Source organism: Actinoplanes utahensis, assembly GCF_016862455.1.
Lineage (GTDB): Bacteria > Actinomycetota > Actinomycetes > Mycobacteriales > Micromonosporaceae > Actinoplanes > Actinoplanes utahensis.
In genome coordinates this window covers 287,212-304,035 of the sequence record NZ_BOMZ01000015.1, presented here as the reverse complement: position 1 = coordinate 304,035, position 16,824 = coordinate 287,212, and the positions used below count along the sequence as shown (strand labels likewise).

Annotated in this window: 18 protein-coding genes and 1 tRNA gene; 1 reads left to right on the top strand and 18 read right to left on the bottom strand. The window is 71.0% G+C overall.

The genetic code is table 11. The features are described 5' to 3' along the window. The coding region (locus Aut01nite_RS05025; protein ID WP_204037439.1) for a hypothetical protein at nt 1-564 on the top strand (564 nt) is incomplete at its 5' end. A gap of 999 nt (nt 565-1,563) precedes the next feature. Here the strand turns inward: Aut01nite_RS05025 and Aut01nite_RS05020 are convergent. From Aut01nite_RS05020 to eno, 18 genes are all read right to left on the bottom strand, one after another. Next, nucleotides 1,564-2,178, bottom strand: a complete 615-nt coding sequence (locus Aut01nite_RS05020; protein ID WP_152628463.1) for a hypothetical protein — start codon at nt 2,176-2,178, stop codon at nt 1,564-1,566. Nucleotides 2,179-2,561: 383 nt separating this feature from the next. After that, nucleotides 2,562-3,395 carry a Bax inhibitor-1/YccA family protein gene (locus Aut01nite_RS05015; protein WP_043522116.1) on the bottom strand — a complete coding sequence of 278 codons (834 nt, stop codon included), beginning with the start codon at nt 3,393-3,395 and terminating at the stop codon, nt 2,562-2,564. A 181-nt stretch (nt 3,396-3,576) separates the two neighbouring features. After that, nucleotides 3,577-3,658 (bottom strand) — tRNA-Leu (locus tag Aut01nite_RS05010). A 55-nt stretch (nt 3,659-3,713) separates the two neighbouring features. Next, a complete protein-coding gene (locus tag Aut01nite_RS05005; RefSeq protein ID WP_043522117.1) occupies nt 3,714-5,087 on the bottom strand; it encodes an NAD(P)/FAD-dependent oxidoreductase in 1,374 nt (457 codons plus the stop codon). 87 nt (nt 5,088-5,174) lie between these two features. Next, nucleotides 5,175-5,741, bottom strand: a complete 567-nt coding sequence (locus Aut01nite_RS05000; protein ID WP_043522118.1) for a hypothetical protein — start codon at nt 5,739-5,741, stop codon at nt 5,175-5,177. A 1-nt stretch (nt 5,742) separates the two neighbouring features. Further along, nucleotides 5,743-7,098, bottom strand: coding sequence for a DUF58 domain-containing protein (locus Aut01nite_RS04995; protein ID WP_043522251.1), 1,356 nt, complete (start codon nt 7,096-7,098; stop codon nt 5,743-5,745). Continuing rightward, entirely contained in the window at nt 7,091-8,080 is a 990-nt protein-coding gene (locus tag Aut01nite_RS04990) for an AAA family ATPase (protein ID WP_043522120.1), read from the bottom strand. Before Aut01nite_RS04990 ends, Aut01nite_RS04995 begins: the two co-directional genes overlap by 8 nt. Before the next feature lie 13 nt (nt 8,081-8,093). Continuing rightward, entirely contained in the window at nt 8,094-8,675 is a 582-nt protein-coding gene (locus Aut01nite_RS04985) for a hypothetical protein (protein ID WP_043522121.1), read from the bottom strand. Beyond that, nucleotides 8,672-9,391 carry a DUF4129 domain-containing protein gene (locus Aut01nite_RS04980; protein WP_043522122.1) on the bottom strand — a complete coding sequence of 240 codons (720 nt, stop codon included), beginning with the start codon at nt 9,389-9,391 and terminating at the stop codon, nt 8,672-8,674. Before Aut01nite_RS04980 ends, Aut01nite_RS04985 begins: the two co-directional genes overlap by 4 nt. 43 nt (nt 9,392-9,434) lie before the next feature. Continuing rightward, a complete protein-coding gene (locus Aut01nite_RS04975) occupies nt 9,435-10,187 on the bottom strand; it encodes a uracil-DNA glycosylase (protein WP_052163146.1) in 753 nt (250 codons plus the stop codon). 48 nt (nt 10,188-10,235) lie between these two features. Continuing rightward, complete coding sequence (locus tag Aut01nite_RS04970) at nt 10,236-11,312, bottom strand: HAAS signaling domain-containing protein (RefSeq protein WP_063958702.1); 1,077 nt, start codon at nt 11,310-11,312, stop codon at nt 10,236-10,238. Beyond that, nucleotides 11,309-11,638, bottom strand: a complete 330-nt coding sequence (locus tag Aut01nite_RS04965; RefSeq protein WP_043522255.1) for a PadR family transcriptional regulator — start codon at nt 11,636-11,638, stop codon at nt 11,309-11,311. The genes Aut01nite_RS04970 and Aut01nite_RS04965 overlap by 4 nt, the downstream gene beginning before the upstream one ends. A gap of 101 nt (nt 11,639-11,739) precedes the next feature. Then, nucleotides 11,740-12,420: an LppU/SCO3897 family protein gene (locus Aut01nite_RS04960; RefSeq protein ID WP_052163147.1), complete on the bottom strand. Its 681-nt coding sequence runs from the start codon at nt 12,418-12,420 to the stop codon at nt 11,740-11,742. Between the two features lie 309 nt (nt 12,421-12,729). After that, a complete protein-coding gene (locus tag Aut01nite_RS04955) occupies nt 12,730-13,644 on the bottom strand; it encodes a Ppx/GppA phosphatase family protein (protein ID WP_173476629.1) in 915 nt (304 codons plus the stop codon). Between the two features lie 52 nt (nt 13,645-13,696). Beyond that, complete coding sequence (locus Aut01nite_RS04950) at nt 13,697-14,191, bottom strand: amino-acid N-acetyltransferase (RefSeq protein WP_052163148.1); 495 nt, start codon at nt 14,189-14,191, stop codon at nt 13,697-13,699. Then, nucleotides 14,188-14,691, bottom strand: a complete 504-nt coding sequence (locus Aut01nite_RS04945) for a DUF501 domain-containing protein (protein ID WP_152628464.1) — start codon at nt 14,689-14,691, stop codon at nt 14,188-14,190. The genes Aut01nite_RS04950 and Aut01nite_RS04945 overlap by 4 nt, the downstream gene beginning before the upstream one ends. 10 nt (nt 14,692-14,701) lie before the next feature. Continuing rightward, nucleotides 14,702-15,295, bottom strand: coding sequence for an FtsB family cell division protein (locus Aut01nite_RS04940; RefSeq protein WP_043522125.1), 594 nt, complete (start codon nt 15,293-15,295; stop codon nt 14,702-14,704). 105 nt (nt 15,296-15,400) lie between these two features. Then, nucleotides 15,401-16,684 carry a phosphopyruvate hydratase gene (eno, locus tag Aut01nite_RS04935; RefSeq protein ID WP_043522126.1) on the bottom strand — a complete coding sequence of 428 codons (1,284 nt, stop codon included), beginning with the start codon at nt 16,682-16,684 and terminating at the stop codon, nt 15,401-15,403. Between the last annotated feature and the right edge of the window lie 140 nt (nt 16,685-16,824).

Genomic DNA, 16,824 nt, shown 5'->3' with positions numbered 1-16,824 from the left:
GCCGACTCTTTCGACCAGGTCAGCGCCTTCGGCGGGACCTACGACCTAGAAGGGCCGGAAAGCCCCGCCGGGTCGGGTGCCCGGCACGGGACGGTCGAGCCCGACGCGCCCGCCCGGTACCCCATCGATCTTCCCCGCGTTTCCGCATGGCCGGCGCTCCGCACGATCTTCGCCGGTGACGAGGTCGTTCCCGAGCTGCTGACCGTCCCGCGCGAGCCCGAACAGGACCTGCTGGAGTTCACGTACCAGACCGTCGACCACGGCTGGGCCTCCATCCCTCTCCCGGACACCCTGGAGAACTGTGTCGCCCGAATCCGCAACCAGATCATCCGAACACCCGAAAACTGGGCCGTCTTCCGATCCCGCTCGCAGGCCATCGTCCAGGTCCGCTGCGAGGACCACGAGCCGCCCCTCTGGCTGGAGACCCCTTACCCCGAGGCCGACCACTCCCTGGGCCGCCACGTGACCCTCACCGAAGCCGAACATCTGCTCACCATCCTGGCCCGCGAAGACCGCAGCGCCGTCCCTGAACTCGACGCCCTGACCACCGTCCCTTGGCCCTGACCCCACTACCCCCGCCGTTCGCAGGACCCAGCGGCGAACAGTCTCGCAGCGGCACGGCCGTGGAGAGTGTCCGCCCAGCAGCAGTCTTGTCCGGCTGGCTCTCACTGCTGTCTCCCGCCGCTCGAGACAGCCATCCGTGTCCTTGCGACGCCCACGCCGTGCGTGAAAGTCGGCCACTGGGCGCGGTTGACATAACGTTTTCAATCAAGGCGTGAGCTGCGGTGATGGCCGACTTTCGAGTCAGCAGCCAGAACCAGCCGGGTCCCCGCTGATCGCTACTGCTGTCTCCCGCCGGTCGAGACAGCCATCCGTTGTCCTTGCGACGGCCGTGCCGACCCGATCACCGCGTTGCGGCCGGTGTTCGCGGTGCTGCTGGAGAGCCTCGCCGACGCGTGCGTGATAGTCGGCCGCGGGGCGTGGTTGACATAACGCTTTCGATCAAGGCGTGAGCTGCGGCGATGGCCGACTTTCGAGGCAGCCAGAGCCAGCCGGAGGTTCCCGGCTAGTCGCTGCTGCTGTCTCGCCGGCCCCGAGACGGCAGCGACCCTGCTGGCCAATTGCTTGCCCGCCGGTTGTCGATCTTGTGAGGTTGTGGTGAATCGGTTCGCCCGAAACTCACAAGATCTCGCGCGGAAGGGGTGGAAGGGGTGACTCCGTCGCGGGCGGGCGGGTTCTCGTCCGCTGGGTTGGATCTGGTGAGCGCGTGGTGGGGCGGACAGCGCAATCTCCCCGATCGACAAGAGGGGCGGCGAATCAGCCAGCAGGGTCAGCAGTGAGAACCAGCCGGAAGTGACCGGTGCCGGGCTTCCCCACCCGCCGGGCTTCCCCACCCGATGCCGGGCTTGCCCACCTGTGAACAGACAATCCCCGGCCGCGAGCAGTTCGCGGGCGAGCAGTTCGCGGGCGAGCAGTTCGCGTTGGTGGCCGAGTTCTCATTCCGTCCGTCGGCCGACGAACGGTTCACCGGGACACGCGCCTGCGGTGGCCGGGAACGCGCCGTCAGAGCGTGCGGCGGACCTCGTCGACAGTTGCGGTGGCCCGTTCGAGCAGGTCGGCGGTGGGTGCGGCGGCGAGGATGTCGTCGGCGAGGACCCGGAGCTGGTCGCTCAGCACCAGGTCGTGAAGGTAGGGGACGGGGCGTTTCGCGCGATTCTCCGCCTCGGCCCCGAGGTCGGCAAGGGCCTGCACGAGGGCCTGCACCAACTGCGAGCGGGTGCCCGCGACAGGAAGCGAAGCTTCGGGAACCGATGTCTCGGCAGCAGAGGTCGAGACATCCGCAGCGACAGTCGCAGCCCCCACGGGCGCGGTCGAGGTGCCCCCAGCAACAGCCGCAGCCTCAACAGGCGAGGTAGAGGCAGCAACAGTCGAGGCCCCAACGGGCGAGGTTGAGCCGTCCGCAGCGACAGCCGAGACGCCTGAGGCCGGGACCGAAGTGCCCGTGGTGGAAACAGTGGTCTCGCCGGTGGGAGCCGGAGCCGGAATGCCCGCGGCGGGAAGAGGCGCGCCGGCGGGAAGAGGCGCGCCGGCGGCGGGCAGGGCGGTTCGCCACCGCGGCTCATCCCAGTGGTGGATCTTGGTCAGAAGCCGCTCGATGGAGGTGGCGAAGTCGGGCACGCGGCGACGATACCCGGAAACGGGAGGAGGCCGCCCAGCGCGGGGCGATGGCACCGGACTCACGAGAAGCCCGCCGAGCACGATGCCACCGGCCTGGGAGAAGCCCGACGAGCACGATGGCACCTGGCCCAGGAACTGCCCGACCAGCACGATGGCACCTGGCCCAGGATGGGCGCGACGAGCACGATGGCGCCGTGCCCAGGAGAAACCCGGCGAGCGCGACGTTGTCCGGGATGGGGAAGGCCGAGCGGGTGGAAGACACGCCGGAAACGGGAGAAGCCCGGCCGGCGCCGGGGCGCAGGTCGGGCTTCTCCTTGAGGTCGGGGCAACGCCCGGTCCGCGGGGAGACGAGCCGGGCGTTGCTGGTGACGACGGACGAACCGTCAGTCGTCGCCGCCTTGGAAGTAGCTCAGCAGGCGGAGGATCTCGATGTAGAGCCAGATGAGACCGACCAGGATGCCGAACGCCGCCGTCCAGGAGTAGCGCCGCGGAAGACCCATCCGCACGCCCTCCTCGATCTCGTTGAAGCTGAGGATGAAGCTCAACGAGGCGACCACGATGCAGATCAGGCTGAAGCCGATGCCGAGCGCGCCGTTGTCACGCAGGCCGGTGTTGACGTCGAAGAACGACAGCACCAGGTTGATCAGCATGACCGCGAAGAGCCCGGCCATGATGGCGATCATGGCGCGGACGAATTTCGGCGTCGCCCGGATGACGCGGGCCTTGTAGAGGCCGGCCATCACGAAGAAGACACCGAAGGTGGCGATCACCGCCTGCATGACGATGCCCGAGTAGAAGCTCTCGAAAGCCTTGCTGATCAGGCCGACGAACGCGCCCTCGATGACCGCGTAGGCGATCACGAGTGCCGGGTTGGCCATCCGCATGAACGAGATGACCAGGCCCAGGACGAGACCGACCATCGCCGCGCCGAACGCGGCGGCGCTGAGTACGGTGTTCGGGACGAGAATCCACGCGGCGGCCGCGGAGGCGCCGGTGATGCCGAGCAGCGCGACGGTCTTGACGACGACGTCGTCGAGGGTCATCGGCGCGACGGCCGGCGGGGCCGCGGGGTAACCGGCCGCCGTGGGGTAAGGATCGCCGTAACCGGGCTGACCATAACCCGGTTGCGGGGCCTGGCCATATGGCCCGTACCCGGCAGTACGCTCCCGCTCGGCCGCCTGGCCGAGGCGCGAGAGCACCGGGTTGGAAGTCTTCACTGTTTCCAGCCTCCCTTGAGGTCAAGGCGCTATGCCTGTCGTTCAAGGGTAAGCCGTCCGTCGACATCCCGCCGCACCGGGAACCTGTGAGCAGCCTGAAAATGCCCCGCGTCACCGCTGGTCAAGGCCCATGTGTGCGCAAGATCGCGGTCGCGGCGTGACGCCGCGACCGCGTCGAAGGTGCCCGGGGCGGGTCTCGAACCCGCACGCCTTTTGGGCAGCCGCTTTTAAGGCGGCCGTGTCTGCCATTCCACCACCCGGGCGGCCTGGAAACACCGTAGCTGGTGCCGCCCAGGCAGTGGAAACGGCATTGGCCCGTCAGCGGGACCCGGCGCTCACCGTCTTCTCCGTGGCGGGCTTCTCGGTGGGCAGCGCCACCGGCGGGGTCACCTCGGTGAACTCCTCGCGGGGGTGGTGCAGCTGGCCGAGGGCCACGGTCTCCCGCTTGAGCAGGAACGCGAGCACCCAGTCGGCCACCACGCGCACCTTGCGGTTGAACGACGGGATCCGGCTCACGTGGTAGAAGCGGTGCATGAGCCACGCCGGGTAGCCCTTGACCTTGATGCCGTAGACGTGCGCGACACCCTTGTTGATGCCCAGGCCCGCGACACCGCCGACGTGCTTGTGGCGGTACTCCTTCGGCGCGCCGCCGAGGATCACCTGGGCGATGTTGTCGGCGAGCACCTTGGCCTGCCGGACGGCGTGCTGGGCGCTCGGGGAGCACCAGGCACCCGGGTTGGTCAGGTCGGGGACCTGGGCGCAGTCACCGGCGGCCCAGGCGCCCTCGAGCGGCTCGCTGGTCTCGTTGTCCGCCACCTGGAGGGTGGGCAGGCAGTTGACGTGGCCCTTGGGGCCCAGCGGCAGGTCGGTGTTGGCCAGCATCGGCGACGGCTTGACACCGGCGGTCCAGACCAGCGTCTCGGCGCGGAACGTGTCCCCGTCGGAGAGCACGATCTGACCGTCGACGCAGGACTGCAGGAAGGTGCTCAGGCGCAGGTCGACGCCACGGCCGGCGAGCTGGCGCGCGGTGTAGGCGCCCATCTCCGGGCCCACCTCGGGCAGGATCCGGTTGCTGGCCTCGACCAGGATGAAGTGGACCTCCTTCGGGTCCAGCTCCGGGTAGTACTTCAGCGCGTCGGCGACCACGTCCTGCATCTCGGCGAGCGCCTCGATGCCGGCGAAGCCACCGCCGACGAACACGAAGTTCAGCGATGCCTTGCGCACTTCCTCGTCGGGCGTCGCGGCGGCGACGTCCAGCCGGTCGAGGATGTGGTTGCGCAGGTAGATGGCCTCGCCGATGGTCTTGAGCCCGATGCCCATGTCGCTGAGCCCGGGGATCGGCAGGGTGCGGGAGACCGAGCCGGGCGCCACGATGATGTGGTCGTACTCCATCTCGTATGCGGGGCCGTCGATCGGCTGGACCGTGACGGTCTTGCGAGCGTGCTCGACCTTCGTCACCTCACCGGAGACGATGCGGCACTTCTTCAGCTCCCGGCGCAGCGGCACCACGGCGTGTCGCGGCGAAATGTTCCCAGCCGCTGCCTCAGGCAGGAACGGCTGGTAAGTCATGTGAGGAACAGGGTCGATGACGACGACCTCAGCCCGATTGCGGTTCAGCTTCTTGGACAGGCGGAGGGCAGCGTAAAGCCCGACGTGACCTGCTCCTACGACGACTATGCGCGGCGGATTCACGCCCCTATTGTCGCGCGCGAGGGCCGTCTCATGCGCCGTTCTGTGACGATCACAACGGCGGAAGTCAAGTGACGAAAGACTCAGAATTCACTCACGCCGGGTCATACGTGCTAGGAGGATTGTCACAGCGGTCGCTGCCGCGAGGCCCACCAGCGTGGCGATCTGGAACGCGTCCCCGCCCAGGTCAGCGGTCAGTCCGAGGGCCAGGACGATCACCACCGCGGAGATCAACACCACGATCAGAGCGCGGCCCAGCCAGAGGGCGGGCACGTCGAGGTTGACCACCGCGTCGTACGGCAGAACGGCCGCCAGCGCGGTCAGTGTGTGCGCCAGATAGAGCAGCGTCGCCAGCGCCAGCACCCGCCACAGCGTGACCGGCGAGCCGAAGCCGGCGGTGTCGATCAGCCAGCCGGCGATCACGGCGAGCGCCGCCGCGGTGCCACCCTTGCCCTGCGGGGCCACCGCCGGCCAGATCACCGCGGCCGCGACCACGCTCATGTACCGCGGGCTGGACAGCATCTCGACCGGCCAGGCCACGGCAAGCGCGAGCAGGCCGATGAAGAGGATGCCGCAGCGGATGATGAACGGCACCGCGGTGGCCCGCCGCGCCGCGGTCTGCCAGCGTTCCACCCGGCCGGTGAACCTGGACGGCATGTCAGTGCCCCCTCGGAACCGAGGCCAGCCGGGCCACGTCGCGCAGCACCAGGTCGAGACTGCCGGCGCCGGCCCAGGCCACCACCGGCACCCCGTGCTCACGCAACCGGCCCAGCACGTTCTCCCGTTCGATCCGCCACAGCCGGGTGGACATGGCCGTCCACTGGTTCTTCACCGGCGGCGCGGCCTCCGGCGGCAGGGTGTCGACCGCCACCACGTAACGGCCGGACTGGGTGAGCTGGGCGAGCATGTCGGCGGCCCGCGGGTCGACGAGCGGGGTGAGCACCACGACCAGCGCGGACGAGGAGACGTGGTGGGCGCCGAAGATGTTCTCGTACTGCTCGGTCTGGGTCGGGTCGGGACGGACGTCGAGCAGCCACTCCAGGACGGTCAGGTACTGCCGGCGGCCGGAGGCGGGGCGCAGCCGGCGGGCGGCCGCGCCGTACTCCAGCAGCGAGACCCGGTCACCCCGGTGCAGGTAGTGCTCGGCGATCGCGGCCGCCGCCCGGACCGTGGTGTCCAGTACCGACGAGCCGCCGCGTACCCCGCCGGAGAGGCCGATCTCCCCCAGCACGTCGAGCAGCAGCAGCACCTCGGCGTCCCGGTCCGACAGGGTGGAGGCGACGTGCAGGTCCCGGGTCCGCAGCGAGACCCGCCAGTCGATGCGGCGCAGCCGGTCGCCGGGGGCGAACTGGCGCACCCCGGCGAGCTCGCCGCCCTCACCCGGGCGCCGGGAGCGGTGCGCGCCGACCAGACCGGCCGCGGCGGGCATCGCCTCGACGGCGTTGAACGGCTCGGTGACCGGATAGACCCGGACCCCTCGGGCCGGGGTGACCACCGGGCGGCAGGCCAGCAGGCCACCGCAGGCGGCGGCCCGGGCGGCGGCCGGGCCGACGTCCTGCCGGCCCCAGCGGGTCGCCTCGCCGGGCAGGTCGATCGCGGCCCAGCCGTCGGCGGACACGGTGATCGCGAAGGGCCGGTCCGAGTGCTCCAGCTTCAGCCAGCGCGAGGTCCGGGTCCGGACCACGACCAGGTCGTAGCCGATCGAGTCCGGGTTGGCGACGGTCAGACCGGCGTCCACCTCGCCACCCTCGACGAGATGGTTCTCGTCGGCGCGGATGGTGATCTCCGGCGCCGCGGTCGGCACCCGGCGCAGGTTGATCGCGGCGCCGATCGCGAACGGCGCCGCGAGCAGCACCAGGTCGACCCGGCCCAGCGCCACGCCGAGCAGCAGGAGCAGGCCGGTGAGCAGCACCGACCGGCCCAGCGCCCGGGTGGGCAGCCAGAGCGGCCCGGACTGCGGCTCGCCGGCGCCCGGCCCGGGCACGGCCGGGCGCAGCAGCGGCAGGTCAGTCATGCCGCGCATAGGTCGGGAGCGCCCCGCTGGCCGGGGCCGGCACCGCGGTGAGCACCTCCTGGACCACGAACGACGGGTTCACCTGGCGCAGCCACATCTCCGGGCGCAGGGTGATCCGGTGGGCCAGCGCGGGGATCGCCACGTCCTTCACGTCCTCCGGCACCACGTAGTCCCGGCCGGCCATCACGGCGCGTGCACGGGCCAGCAGCAGCAGGGCCAGCGAGCCACGCGGCGACGAGCCGACCAACACCGCGCCGTGCTCCCGGGTGGCCGAGGCGAGCGCCACGATGTAGCGGCCGATCGAGTCCTCGACGGCCACCGACTCCAGCGCGTTCTGCATCGCCTGAAGGGTGCGGGCGTCGACCACCGGGCTGAGAGTGGCCTCCTCCTGGCGGCGGGACATCCGGCGCTGGAGCACCGACCACTCCTCGTCCGCCGTCGGGTAGCCGAACGACACCCGCAGCATGAACCGGTCCAGCTGTGCCTCGGGCAGGGGGTACGTGCCCTCGTACTCGATCGGGTTGGCCGTCGCGATCACGTGGAACGGCGGGTCCAGGCGGTAGGTGACGCCCTCGACCGAGACCTGCTTCTCCTGCATCGCCTCGAGGAGGGCGGCCTGGGTCTTCGGCGGCGTCCGGTTGATCTCGTCGGCGAGCAGCATGTTGGTGAAGATCGGGCCGGCGCGGAAGGCGAAGTCGCCCTTGCGCTGGTCGTACAGGAACGAGCCGGTGACGTCGGCGGGCAGCAGGTCCGGGGTGAACTGCAGCCGGCGGAAGTCGAGCCCGAGCGCCTGCGCGAAGGACCGGGCGGTCAACGTCTTGCCGAGACCTGGCATGTCCTCCAGCAGCACGTGACCGCCGGCCAGGATCCCGGCCAGCACCAGCTCCAGCGATTCCCGCTTGCCCACCACGACGGAGTTGACCGAGTCGAGGACCGCCCCGGCCAGCCGCCCGACCTCGTACGGGGGAAGAGCCTGCGTCACCGGCGCACCTTTCTCACAGTCGTTCCATGGTGTCTAGGTATGTCTCGACGTCCCGGGCCTTCAACGCCCGACGGCCCGGCTGGGACAGCGCCGACCATAGATCGTCGCCGAGTAGCTCCCGCGCCCGGCGTGGGTCGGTGGCGCGGGTGATCCCGTGCCGCAGCCGCAGCCGTTCGTCGGTGAGTTCCGCGAGCACCGGCAGAACGTTACGCGTATACAGATCCGGATCGGAGTGGGCCCGGTCCAGGTTCCGCTCCCAGCGGCGGACCGCGGCCCGGAGCGCGTCCTCACCCGGGCCGGCGTCCGAACCGATCCGGGATCGCAACCGGGGCGTGGGCGGCGGAGCGACCACCGACACCGCATGGATCAGCAGGCGCAGACCGGTCAGCAGGGCGAGAAGCAGCAGCAGCGAGATGCTCAGCCCGAGCATCCGCAGCCCGGCGACGATCACCACGGCGGCCAGGCCGATGATCACGGCGTTGCCGACCACGGTGATCGCCAGCGACCGGCGTCTGGTGACCGGTTCGGCCGGTTCCTCGGTCCGGTACCGGCCCTCGGCCGCCCCGAACAGATCGTCGAGCCCGCCGTCGCTCATGACTGCACCTCGGAGCGGACGAAGGCTTCGGCCCGGGAGGCGTCCAGATCGGCACGCAGGCGTTCCAGCGCGGACCTGGCCTGCTGCCGCATCCGGTCGTCGACGGTGTGCGTCGCGTACCGCGCCTCGCGGTAGACGGCCAGCAGGGCGGCCAGCACCCCGGCGTCGACCCGCTGCTCGGCCAGCAGCCGCCCGACGTAGTCGGTGGGGCTGTCCCCGGGATGCCGTGGCGTGCCCGCCGCGGCGGCCGCGTCCTCCAGCCGGACCCAGCAGGCGATCACCGCCCGGCGTGGGTCGCGGTCGGTGTCGGAGAGCTCCTCCAGGCCGGCGTCGAGCGCGGCGACCAGGTCCTCGGCGGTGCGCTGCGGGCGGCGCGACTCGCCCCGGCGGCCGGTCCGCGCGGGACGGCGCCGCAGATAGTCGCGGATCAGCGCCCAGCACAGGCCGATCACCATCAGCAGCGCGCCGGCGCCGAGCACGGCCAGGGTGGCGGTGCCCACCCAGTCGGGCAGGCCCTGGGCCGGCTCGGGAACGGCCCGGGCGCTGGGCTCCGCGGTCGGGCGGGACGGGAGCAGCGGCGGCCGGGTGGTGACCGTCGACTCCGGGCGGATCTGGTCGAGCTGCGGCTCGGACCGGGTGGCGGCCAAGGCGATCACGAAGAGCAGCCCGAGGACGGCGGCCAGGGGCCACCATCGGCGGAGCGCGGCGAAGTCCATGCGGGGGCTCAGATCCGTGACTCGAGGGTTGTCGGCGCGAGCATCATGCCAAACCCGCCAGAGCCTTTGCACGGCCGAACACCTCGTCCAGCATCGCCGGGGTCAGCCGGCCGGTGAAGGTGTTCTGCTGGCTGACGTGGAAACATCCCAGCAGGACCGGTACGCCGGGCACGCTGACCTGGGCGCCGTGCCCGAATTTCGGGCGCGGGACCGGTGGGCGTACCCCATAGGTCTTGATCATCGCCGGCCACCAGGCGGCCCAGGCGAAAGCGCCGAGCGCGACCACCACCCGCAGCGTCGGCCGGACCAGTTGCAACTCGCGGCTGAACCAGGGGGCGCAGGTGTCCCGTTCCGCGGGCAGCGGCTTGTTCTCCGGCGGGGCGCAGCGCACCGCCGCGAAGATCCGGGTGTGCCGCAGGGCCAGGCCGTCGTCGGCGGCCACACTGGTCGGCTGATTGGCCAGGCCGGCCCGGTGCAACGCGGCGAAGAGCACATCACCGGAGCGGTCGCCGGTGAAGATCCGGCCGGTGCGGTTGCCGCCGTGCGCGGCCGGCGCCAGCCCGAGGATGGCGATCTCGGCGTCGGCGGGCCCGAACCCCGGCAGCGGACGGCCCCAGTAATCCTGGTCACGGAAGGCGGCGCGCTTGGTCACCGCCACGTCGGTGCGCCAGGCGACCAGCCGCGGGCAGGCGAAACAGTCCGCGATGCGGGCGTCGAGCGAGGTCAGCGAGGCGGTTGCGGCCGCCTGCGTGGCGACTTCCTCGGGGGTACGCGCGGACGCGCCGGACGGGAGCACCCGATCAGCACAACATCCCGCCGCAATCCGAGCGCACCCGGGTCGGTGTCAGCGCGGCGCGGCGGGCACGCTCGCCTCCGCGCTCGGCCCCACCGTCGGCGCGGCGGAGGAGGGGGCCGGTGCGGCTGACGAAGCGCCGGGCGTGGCCGGAGAGGCAGCCGACGCGGCCGGAGAGGCATCCGGTGTGGCCGGAGAGGCGTCCGGTGTGGCGCGAGGGTCGGCTGCCGCACCCGGCCCGCGCTCGTTGAACGGCGGCGTGTCCGGGCACTGCGGGTAGCCCATGGCGCGGCTCTCGAAAAGCGCGATGCCGGTCTCGTCATAGCAGTACCCGTCGCCGAGGAGGATCGGGCTGCCGTTCTGGTCGTAGAGGTGCACGCCGGTGAGGAGCCGGCCCTGACCGTCGTAGACGTAGACGTCGTCGAGGCCGCCGAACGGCCCGCCGTTGTAGCTGACCTCCTGATAGGAGTCCTGCTGGGCGGCGGAGTCCACCTCGAAGAAGCCGATCACGGCGAACAGCACCAGGAACGCGCTGCCGAACCGGATCGCACGCCGCCGCCACCGCCCCGCCGGGGCCGTCCGGCGGCCCAGCCAGACGGACCCGAGGATGCCGAGGGTCAGCAGCAGGAGCGCGATGAAGTCGTCGCCGCCGACCCGCGGCAGCAGGCCGAGCGGTGAGCTGTGGTCGTGCAGCATGACGGCGGCCGCCATGGCGGCCAGATAGCCCCGGAGCACCCACCAGGCGGGACGCAGCAGCACCAGGAAGTCGCTGGCCTTCGGATAGCCCAGCAGCGGGCCGATCCGGACGTCGGCCCGGTCCAGGAACCCACGGAGGCGGGCCCGGTGCCGGGCGGCAGTCTCGGCGGCCTGGTCCGCGAGGCGCGACCGGCCGCCCGCCGGTCGTGCGCCGGCGGCCGGGATGCCCGCGCTGGCGATGAGCTCGGCCGCGTAGGCCTCCGGCGGGCCCAGGCGCTCGGTGAGCGAGCCGCCGCCCTCCGCCAGGACCTCGGCCAGATGCTCGGGCAGGTCTTCGAGAAGCTCGTCGCGGATCCCCGCCGGCACGCCGGCGAGCGCCTGCCGGACGCCCTCGACGTAGACGGCGATCTCGTCCTGTGCCGTGAGGTTCACGCCTTCCCCCGCTCGCGAAGCAGATCTTCCATGATCGATGCGAAGCCCTGCCAGACCTTGCCGGAGCGTTGCAGCTCGGCACGGCCGGCCTCGTTGAGTGCGTAGTACTTCCGGTGCGGGCCCTCGTCGCTGGGCACCACGTAGCTGTTCAGCAGGCCGGCGTTGAAGAGCCGGCGCAACGTGCCGTAGACCGAGGCGTCGCCGACCTCCTCGAGGCCGCCGGCGCGCAGGCGGCGCAGGATGTCGTAGCCATAGCCGTCCTCGTCGCGCAGCACGGCCAGGACGGCCAGGTCGAGGACACCCTTGAGTAGCTGGGTCGCATCCACGCGGAGCACACTACTGCGCAATCCGAAGTAGCGTCAACAGCACACTACCGTGGCGCGAGAAAAGGGCGGGGCTGTCGCCCCGCCCTTTCGCCGGAGAGTGGTCAGCTCTTCTTCGTGACCACGCAGAGCAGGTAACCGTCCTTGCCCTCGCCCTCGCCGCCCTGCAGCAGCGCGGCGTCGTCGGTCTCCTTGAAATACTTGTCGCAGGCGGTGCTGTTCAGGTCGGTGGTGCCCTCGACCCGGCCGACGACGGAGAACTTGGCATCCGCCGAGCCGCAGTCGACGGTCTCGGCGTCCACCTCGGTGGTCTTCTCGGTCACGGTCTGCTTGACCGCGATGCAGCTACCGGCTTTGGCGTCGGCGGTCTTGTCCTCGGCCACCGCGGCGCCGATGCCGGCGCCGATCCCGAACTTCAGCAGAAGCACGACGACCGCGACACCGAGGCCGCCGCCGATACCGAGGAGCTTCTTGAAGCCCTTCTTCTTCGGCGCCTGCTCGAAGGGGGAAGCGGCGGCAGGCGGGGGGTATCCCGGGCCACCGGCGTTCGGCGGGGGAGGCGGGGCGAAACCACCTGCCTGCGGAGGCGGGAAGCCCTGGCCGCCGGCATTCGGCGCGGGGTAACCCTGACCACCGGCATTCGGCGCGGGGTAGCCCTGACCACCGGCATTCGGCGCGGGGTAACCCTGACCGCCGGCATTCGGCGCGGGGTAACCCTGACCGCCGGCGGGCGGAGGCGGGTAGGACGGCGCGCCGTGCTGGGGCGGCACCACCGGGTCGGTCATCGGGGTGTTCCTTTCGAGGGATCGCACCGGCACCGATGGCCGGCACGCGAGGATAGCCACCGCCGTCACCCGCGCGTTATCCCCCTCCCAGTTTCCTTTCAGCCAGCTGGTCGGTTTCGTGCAGTCGGCTACCCGGCCAAGCTGAAGGCGCGCTGGCCGACCGAGCCGAAAGCGCGCCGGCATCCAAGCCGAAGAAGCGCCAGCCCTGTCGAAGGGGCGCCAGCCTGCCGAAGGAACGCCGACGGCCCAACCGAAGGCGCGCTGATCGGCCAGGCCGAAGGAGCGCCGACCGGCCCTGCCGAAGGTCAGCTAGTCGGCCAGGCCGAAGGCGATGCCGTCCAGGATGTCGTGCTCGGAGGCGATCACGAAGTCGTGGCCGGAACGCTCGATGATCGACTTCATGATCAGGGCGCCCGCGCCGATCACGTCGGCCCGCCCGGGGTGCATCACGGGCAGGGCGAGACGCTCGGCGACGGTCATCGCCAGCAGCTCGTCGGTCACCCGGGCCACGGCCGCGGCGTCGACCCGGCTGTGGTGGATGCGCGCGGAGTCGTACACCTCGAGGTCGTGAGCGAGCGCCGCGACGGTCGTGACCGTCCCGGCAAGCCCCACCAGCGTCTTCGCCGACCGGCCGGACACGGCCGCCAGGGCCGTGTCGACGGCCTTCGCCACGTCCGCCTCGGCCGCCGCGATCTCGTCCGCCGTGGGCGGGTCGCTGTGCAGGTGCCGCTCGGTCATCCGGACACAGCCGATGTCCATCGAGATCGACTGTTCGACGCCGCGGGTGCCGGTGACGAACTCGGTGGAGCCGCCGCCCAGGTCGAAGACCAGATAGGGGCCCTCGGCGTCGAGGCCGCGCACCGCGCCGTCGAAGGAGAGCTGCGCCTCCTGCACGCCGGTGATCACCTCGGGGTCGATGCCCAGCACTCCGCGGACCATGTCCCGGAAGTCCTGCGCGTTGGAGGCGTCCCGGCTGGCCGAGGTGGCGCACATCCGCACCCGCGAGACACCCAGTTCGGCGATCTCCGCGGCATAGCCGAGAAGAGCCTTGCGGGTACGCTCGATCGCCTCCGGAGCCAGCATCCCGGTCCGGTCCACGCCCTCCCCGAGCCGGACGATCTCCATCCGCCGGGACACGTCGGTCAGTTCGTCCCCGGCCACGTCCGCGATCAGCAGACGGATCGCGTTGGTCCCGCAGTCGATGGCTGCCACCCGGGCGCTCATGCCGTCATCCCCACTCCGCTCCGGCGCGCACCTGTGAGCACGTCCGGAGCGCTCACAGGTGAAGCAGCATTCTCTTGTTCCCCAGCGTGTTCGGTTTGACCCGTTCCAGGTCGAGGAATTCGGCGACACCCTCGTCGTACGACCGCAGCAGTTGCTCGTAGACCGGATGCGGCACGGGCGCCCCGTCGATCTCGGTGAATCCGAACGAGCCGAAGAACCGGGTCTCGAAGGTGAGGCAGAAGACCCGGCGTACGCCCAGCTCGCGGGCCTGGTCCAGAAGCGCGGCGACGATCTTGTGGCCGATCTTCCGGCCGCGCAGATCGGGGTCGACGGCGACGGTCCGGATCTCCGCGAGGTCCTCCCACATCACGTGCAGCGCGCCGCATCCGGCGACCCGGCCGCCCTCGTCCTCGGCCACCCAGAACTCCTGCACCTGCTCGTACAGGGTGACGGTGGCCTTGCTGAGCAGCCGGCGGTCGCCGGTGTACGTGTCCACCAGGGACCGGATCGCCCGGATGTCCCCGGTCCTGGCCCGGCGGACGATCACTCGCCGGCCGCGATCCGGACGCAGGGGCCACCGGCCCAGTACGGCTCGATCGCGTCCCGCACCTCGTCACCGAACGGGTTGACGCCCCGCCCGGCGGCCAGCGCGTGCCCGAGGTGGACGTGCAGGCACTTGACCCGGTCCGGCATGCCACCGGCCGACACGTTCTTGATCTCCGGAACGTCGTCGATCGCGGTCCGGCGGTCCAGATAGTCCTGGTGCGCGGCCGCGTACTTCTGCGCCAGCTCCGGATCGGTGCTCAGTCGTTCCTGCATGTCCCGCATGACGCCGGCGGACTCCAGTCGGCTGCACGCGGCGGTGGCGTGCGGGCAGGTCAGATAGAACAGCGTCGGGAACGGCGTGCCGTCGTCCAGGCGGGGCGAGGTCTCCACCACGTCGGGATTGCCGCACGGGCAGCGGTGGGCGACGGCGCGGGTGCCTCGCGGGCGACGGCCGAGCTGGGCCGCCACGATGTCGAGGTCGGTGGGTGTGGGTTCGTCCATGGGTCGAGGATCAGTCCTGAGGCTTCGCGTCGGTTGGCTCTGCGTTGGCGGCTTGCACACTGCCCCACAGGGTGTCGTACCACCGGTCGGGGGCGCCGGCCGGGGTCAGGCTGGTGGCGTCCGGAACGCCCTCCGCACTGTCGACGACCCGGAGCGGCGCCTCGCCTTTGCGCACGTAGTTGAACCGTTCCCGGGCCTGGATGCGCAGGTACTCCGGATCGTTCCACTTCTTCAGCTGCTTCTGGGCCTCGGCGATCTCACTCTGCCGGTCGACGAGCGCCTTCTCCATCTCGGCGATCTCGGACTCCTGCTCCAGATAGATCCGCAGCGGGTAGGTGTAGACCAGCGCGAGGACCACGACGAGGCCGATGAGGATGGCGGCCCGGCTGGTCAACGCGCGGGGGCGGGGTGCGTCGGTGCGTTCGGCGGCTGCGCCGCTTCGAGACCCCTCGGTGGTACGCCGTGCCGACGGCGCCCGGACCGGTCCGGTGTTCTTCGCGCGCGGCGACGAGCGGGCGGACGTGCGGGACGGGGTGGGCCGGCCGCCCGTGCCGGTCCGGCGGCGGGTCGGGCCCTGGCCGCTCGGTGTGCGGCGTTCGGTCATCTCCGCCCTCCCCCCGCTAGCCGTCTCACGTGTCCGGTGGCACCCGCCAGAGAATCTATGTCTCCGGGCCGGGTGCCACCAAACTCGATGATCCTCGCCGAGCCGTCAGCCGACGCGGTAACGCGGGAACGCGCCCGCACCGGCGTACCGGGCGGCGTTCTCCAGCTGCTCCTCGATGCGCAGGAGCTGGTTGTACTTCGCGACCCGGTCGGACCGGGCCGGGGCGCCGGTCTTGATCTGGCCGGAGCCGACCGCGACGGCCAGGTCGGCGATGGTGACGTCCTCGGTCTCGCCCGAGCGGTGCGACATCATCGTCTTGAAGCCGGCCCGGTGGGCCAGGTCCACGGCGTCCAGCGTCTCGGTGAGCGAGCCGATCTGGTTCACCTTGACCAGCAGGGCGTTGGCGGCGTTCTCGGCGATGCCGCGGGCCAGGCGCTGCGGGTTGGTGACGAACAGGTCGTCGCCGACGATCTGGATCTTGTCGCCGAGCTGCGCGGTCAGCGCGCTCCAGCCGGCCCAGTCCTCCTCGTCCAGCGGGTCCTCGATGGAGACGATCGGGAAGTCGGCGGCGAGCTTCGCGTAGTACGCGATCATCTCGTCGGTCGACTTCGGGGCGCCTTCGAAGACGTACGACCCGTCCTTGTGGAACTCGGTCGCGGCGACGTCCATGGCCAGGACGATGTCGCTGCCCAGGGTGTAACCGGCGGCCTGGACGGCCTCGGCGATCAGCTCCAGGGCCGCGACGTTCGCCGACAGGTTCGGCGCGAAGCCGCCCTCGTCGCCGAGGCCGGTGGACAGGCCCTTCTTCTTCAGCACCGACTTGAGCGCGTGGTAGACCTCGGCTCCGGCCCGGACGGCCTCGCGGAAGGTCGGCGCGCCGATCGGCGCGATCATGAACTCCTGGACGTCGACGTTGGAGTCGGCGTGCGACCCACCGTTCAGGATGTTCATCATCGGCACCGGCAGCAGCGACGCGTTGGGGCCACCGAGGTAGCGGAACAGCGGCAGCTCGGCGGAGGCGGCGGCGGCCTTGGCGACGGCGAGCGAGACGCCGAGGATCGCGTTGGCACCCAGGTCCGACTTGTCGGCGGTGCCGTCGAGGTCGAGCATCTTCTGGTCGATCAGGCGCTGGTCGGAGGCCTCGTAACCGACGAGCTCGTCGATCAGCTTCTCCTCGATGTTCTCCACCGCCTGGAGAACACCCTTGCCGAGGTAGCGGCTCTTGTCGCCGTCGCGGAGCTCGAGCGCCTCGAAGGCGCCGGTGGAGGCGCCGGACGGCACCGCCGCGCGGCCGACGGAACCGTCGTCCAGGCCGACCTCGACCTCGACGGTCGGGTTGCCACGGGAATCGAGGATCTCGCGGGCGACGATTGCTTCAATGGTGGCCATTGGTCGTGTCGCTCCCTAACGTTTGTACGAATACAGTTTCGGTCCGCGACCCTGCGGGCCGACCACACCCGCAGAGCGTATCGAGTCCGGCGATGACTCGTTCGCGGGGCCGGTCAACTGCACCCCCGGATCGCCTCAAA

What these genes read in the sequence shown, in the direction of transcription:
- Aut01nite_RS05000 (WP_043522118.1), bottom strand. Translation starts at nt 5,741, where the DNA reads ATGCCGTCCAGGTTCACCGGCCGGGTGGAACGCTGGCAGACCGCGGCG.
- Aut01nite_RS04995 (WP_043522251.1), bottom strand. Translation starts at nt 7,098, where the DNA reads ATGACTGACCTGCCGCTGCTGCGCCCGGCCGTGCCCGGGCCGGGCGCC.
- Aut01nite_RS04985 (WP_043522121.1), bottom strand. Translation starts at nt 8,675, where the DNA reads ATGAGCGACGGCGGGCTCGACGATCTGTTCGGGGCGGCCGAGGGCCGG.
- Aut01nite_RS04980 (WP_043522122.1), bottom strand. Translation starts at nt 9,391, where the DNA reads ATGGACTTCGCCGCGCTCCGCCGATGGTGGCCCCTGGCCGCCGTCCTC.
- Aut01nite_RS04960 (WP_052163147.1), bottom strand. Translation starts at nt 12,420, where the DNA reads ATGACCGACCCGGTGGTGCCGCCCCAGCACGGCGCGCCGTCCTACCCG.
- Aut01nite_RS04955 (WP_173476629.1), bottom strand. Translation starts at nt 13,644, where the DNA reads ATGAGCGCCCGGGTGGCAGCCATCGACTGCGGGACCAACGCGATCCGT.
- Aut01nite_RS04945 (WP_152628464.1), bottom strand. Translation starts at nt 14,691, where the DNA reads ATGGACGAACCCACACCCACCGACCTCGACATCGTGGCGGCCCAGCTC.
- Aut01nite_RS04940 (WP_043522125.1), bottom strand. Translation starts at nt 15,295, where the DNA reads ATGACCGAACGCCGCACACCGAGCGGCCAGGGCCCGACCCGCCGCCGG.
- eno (WP_043522126.1), bottom strand. Translation starts at nt 16,684, where the DNA reads ATGGCCACCATTGAAGCAATCGTCGCCCGCGAGATCCTCGATTCCCGT.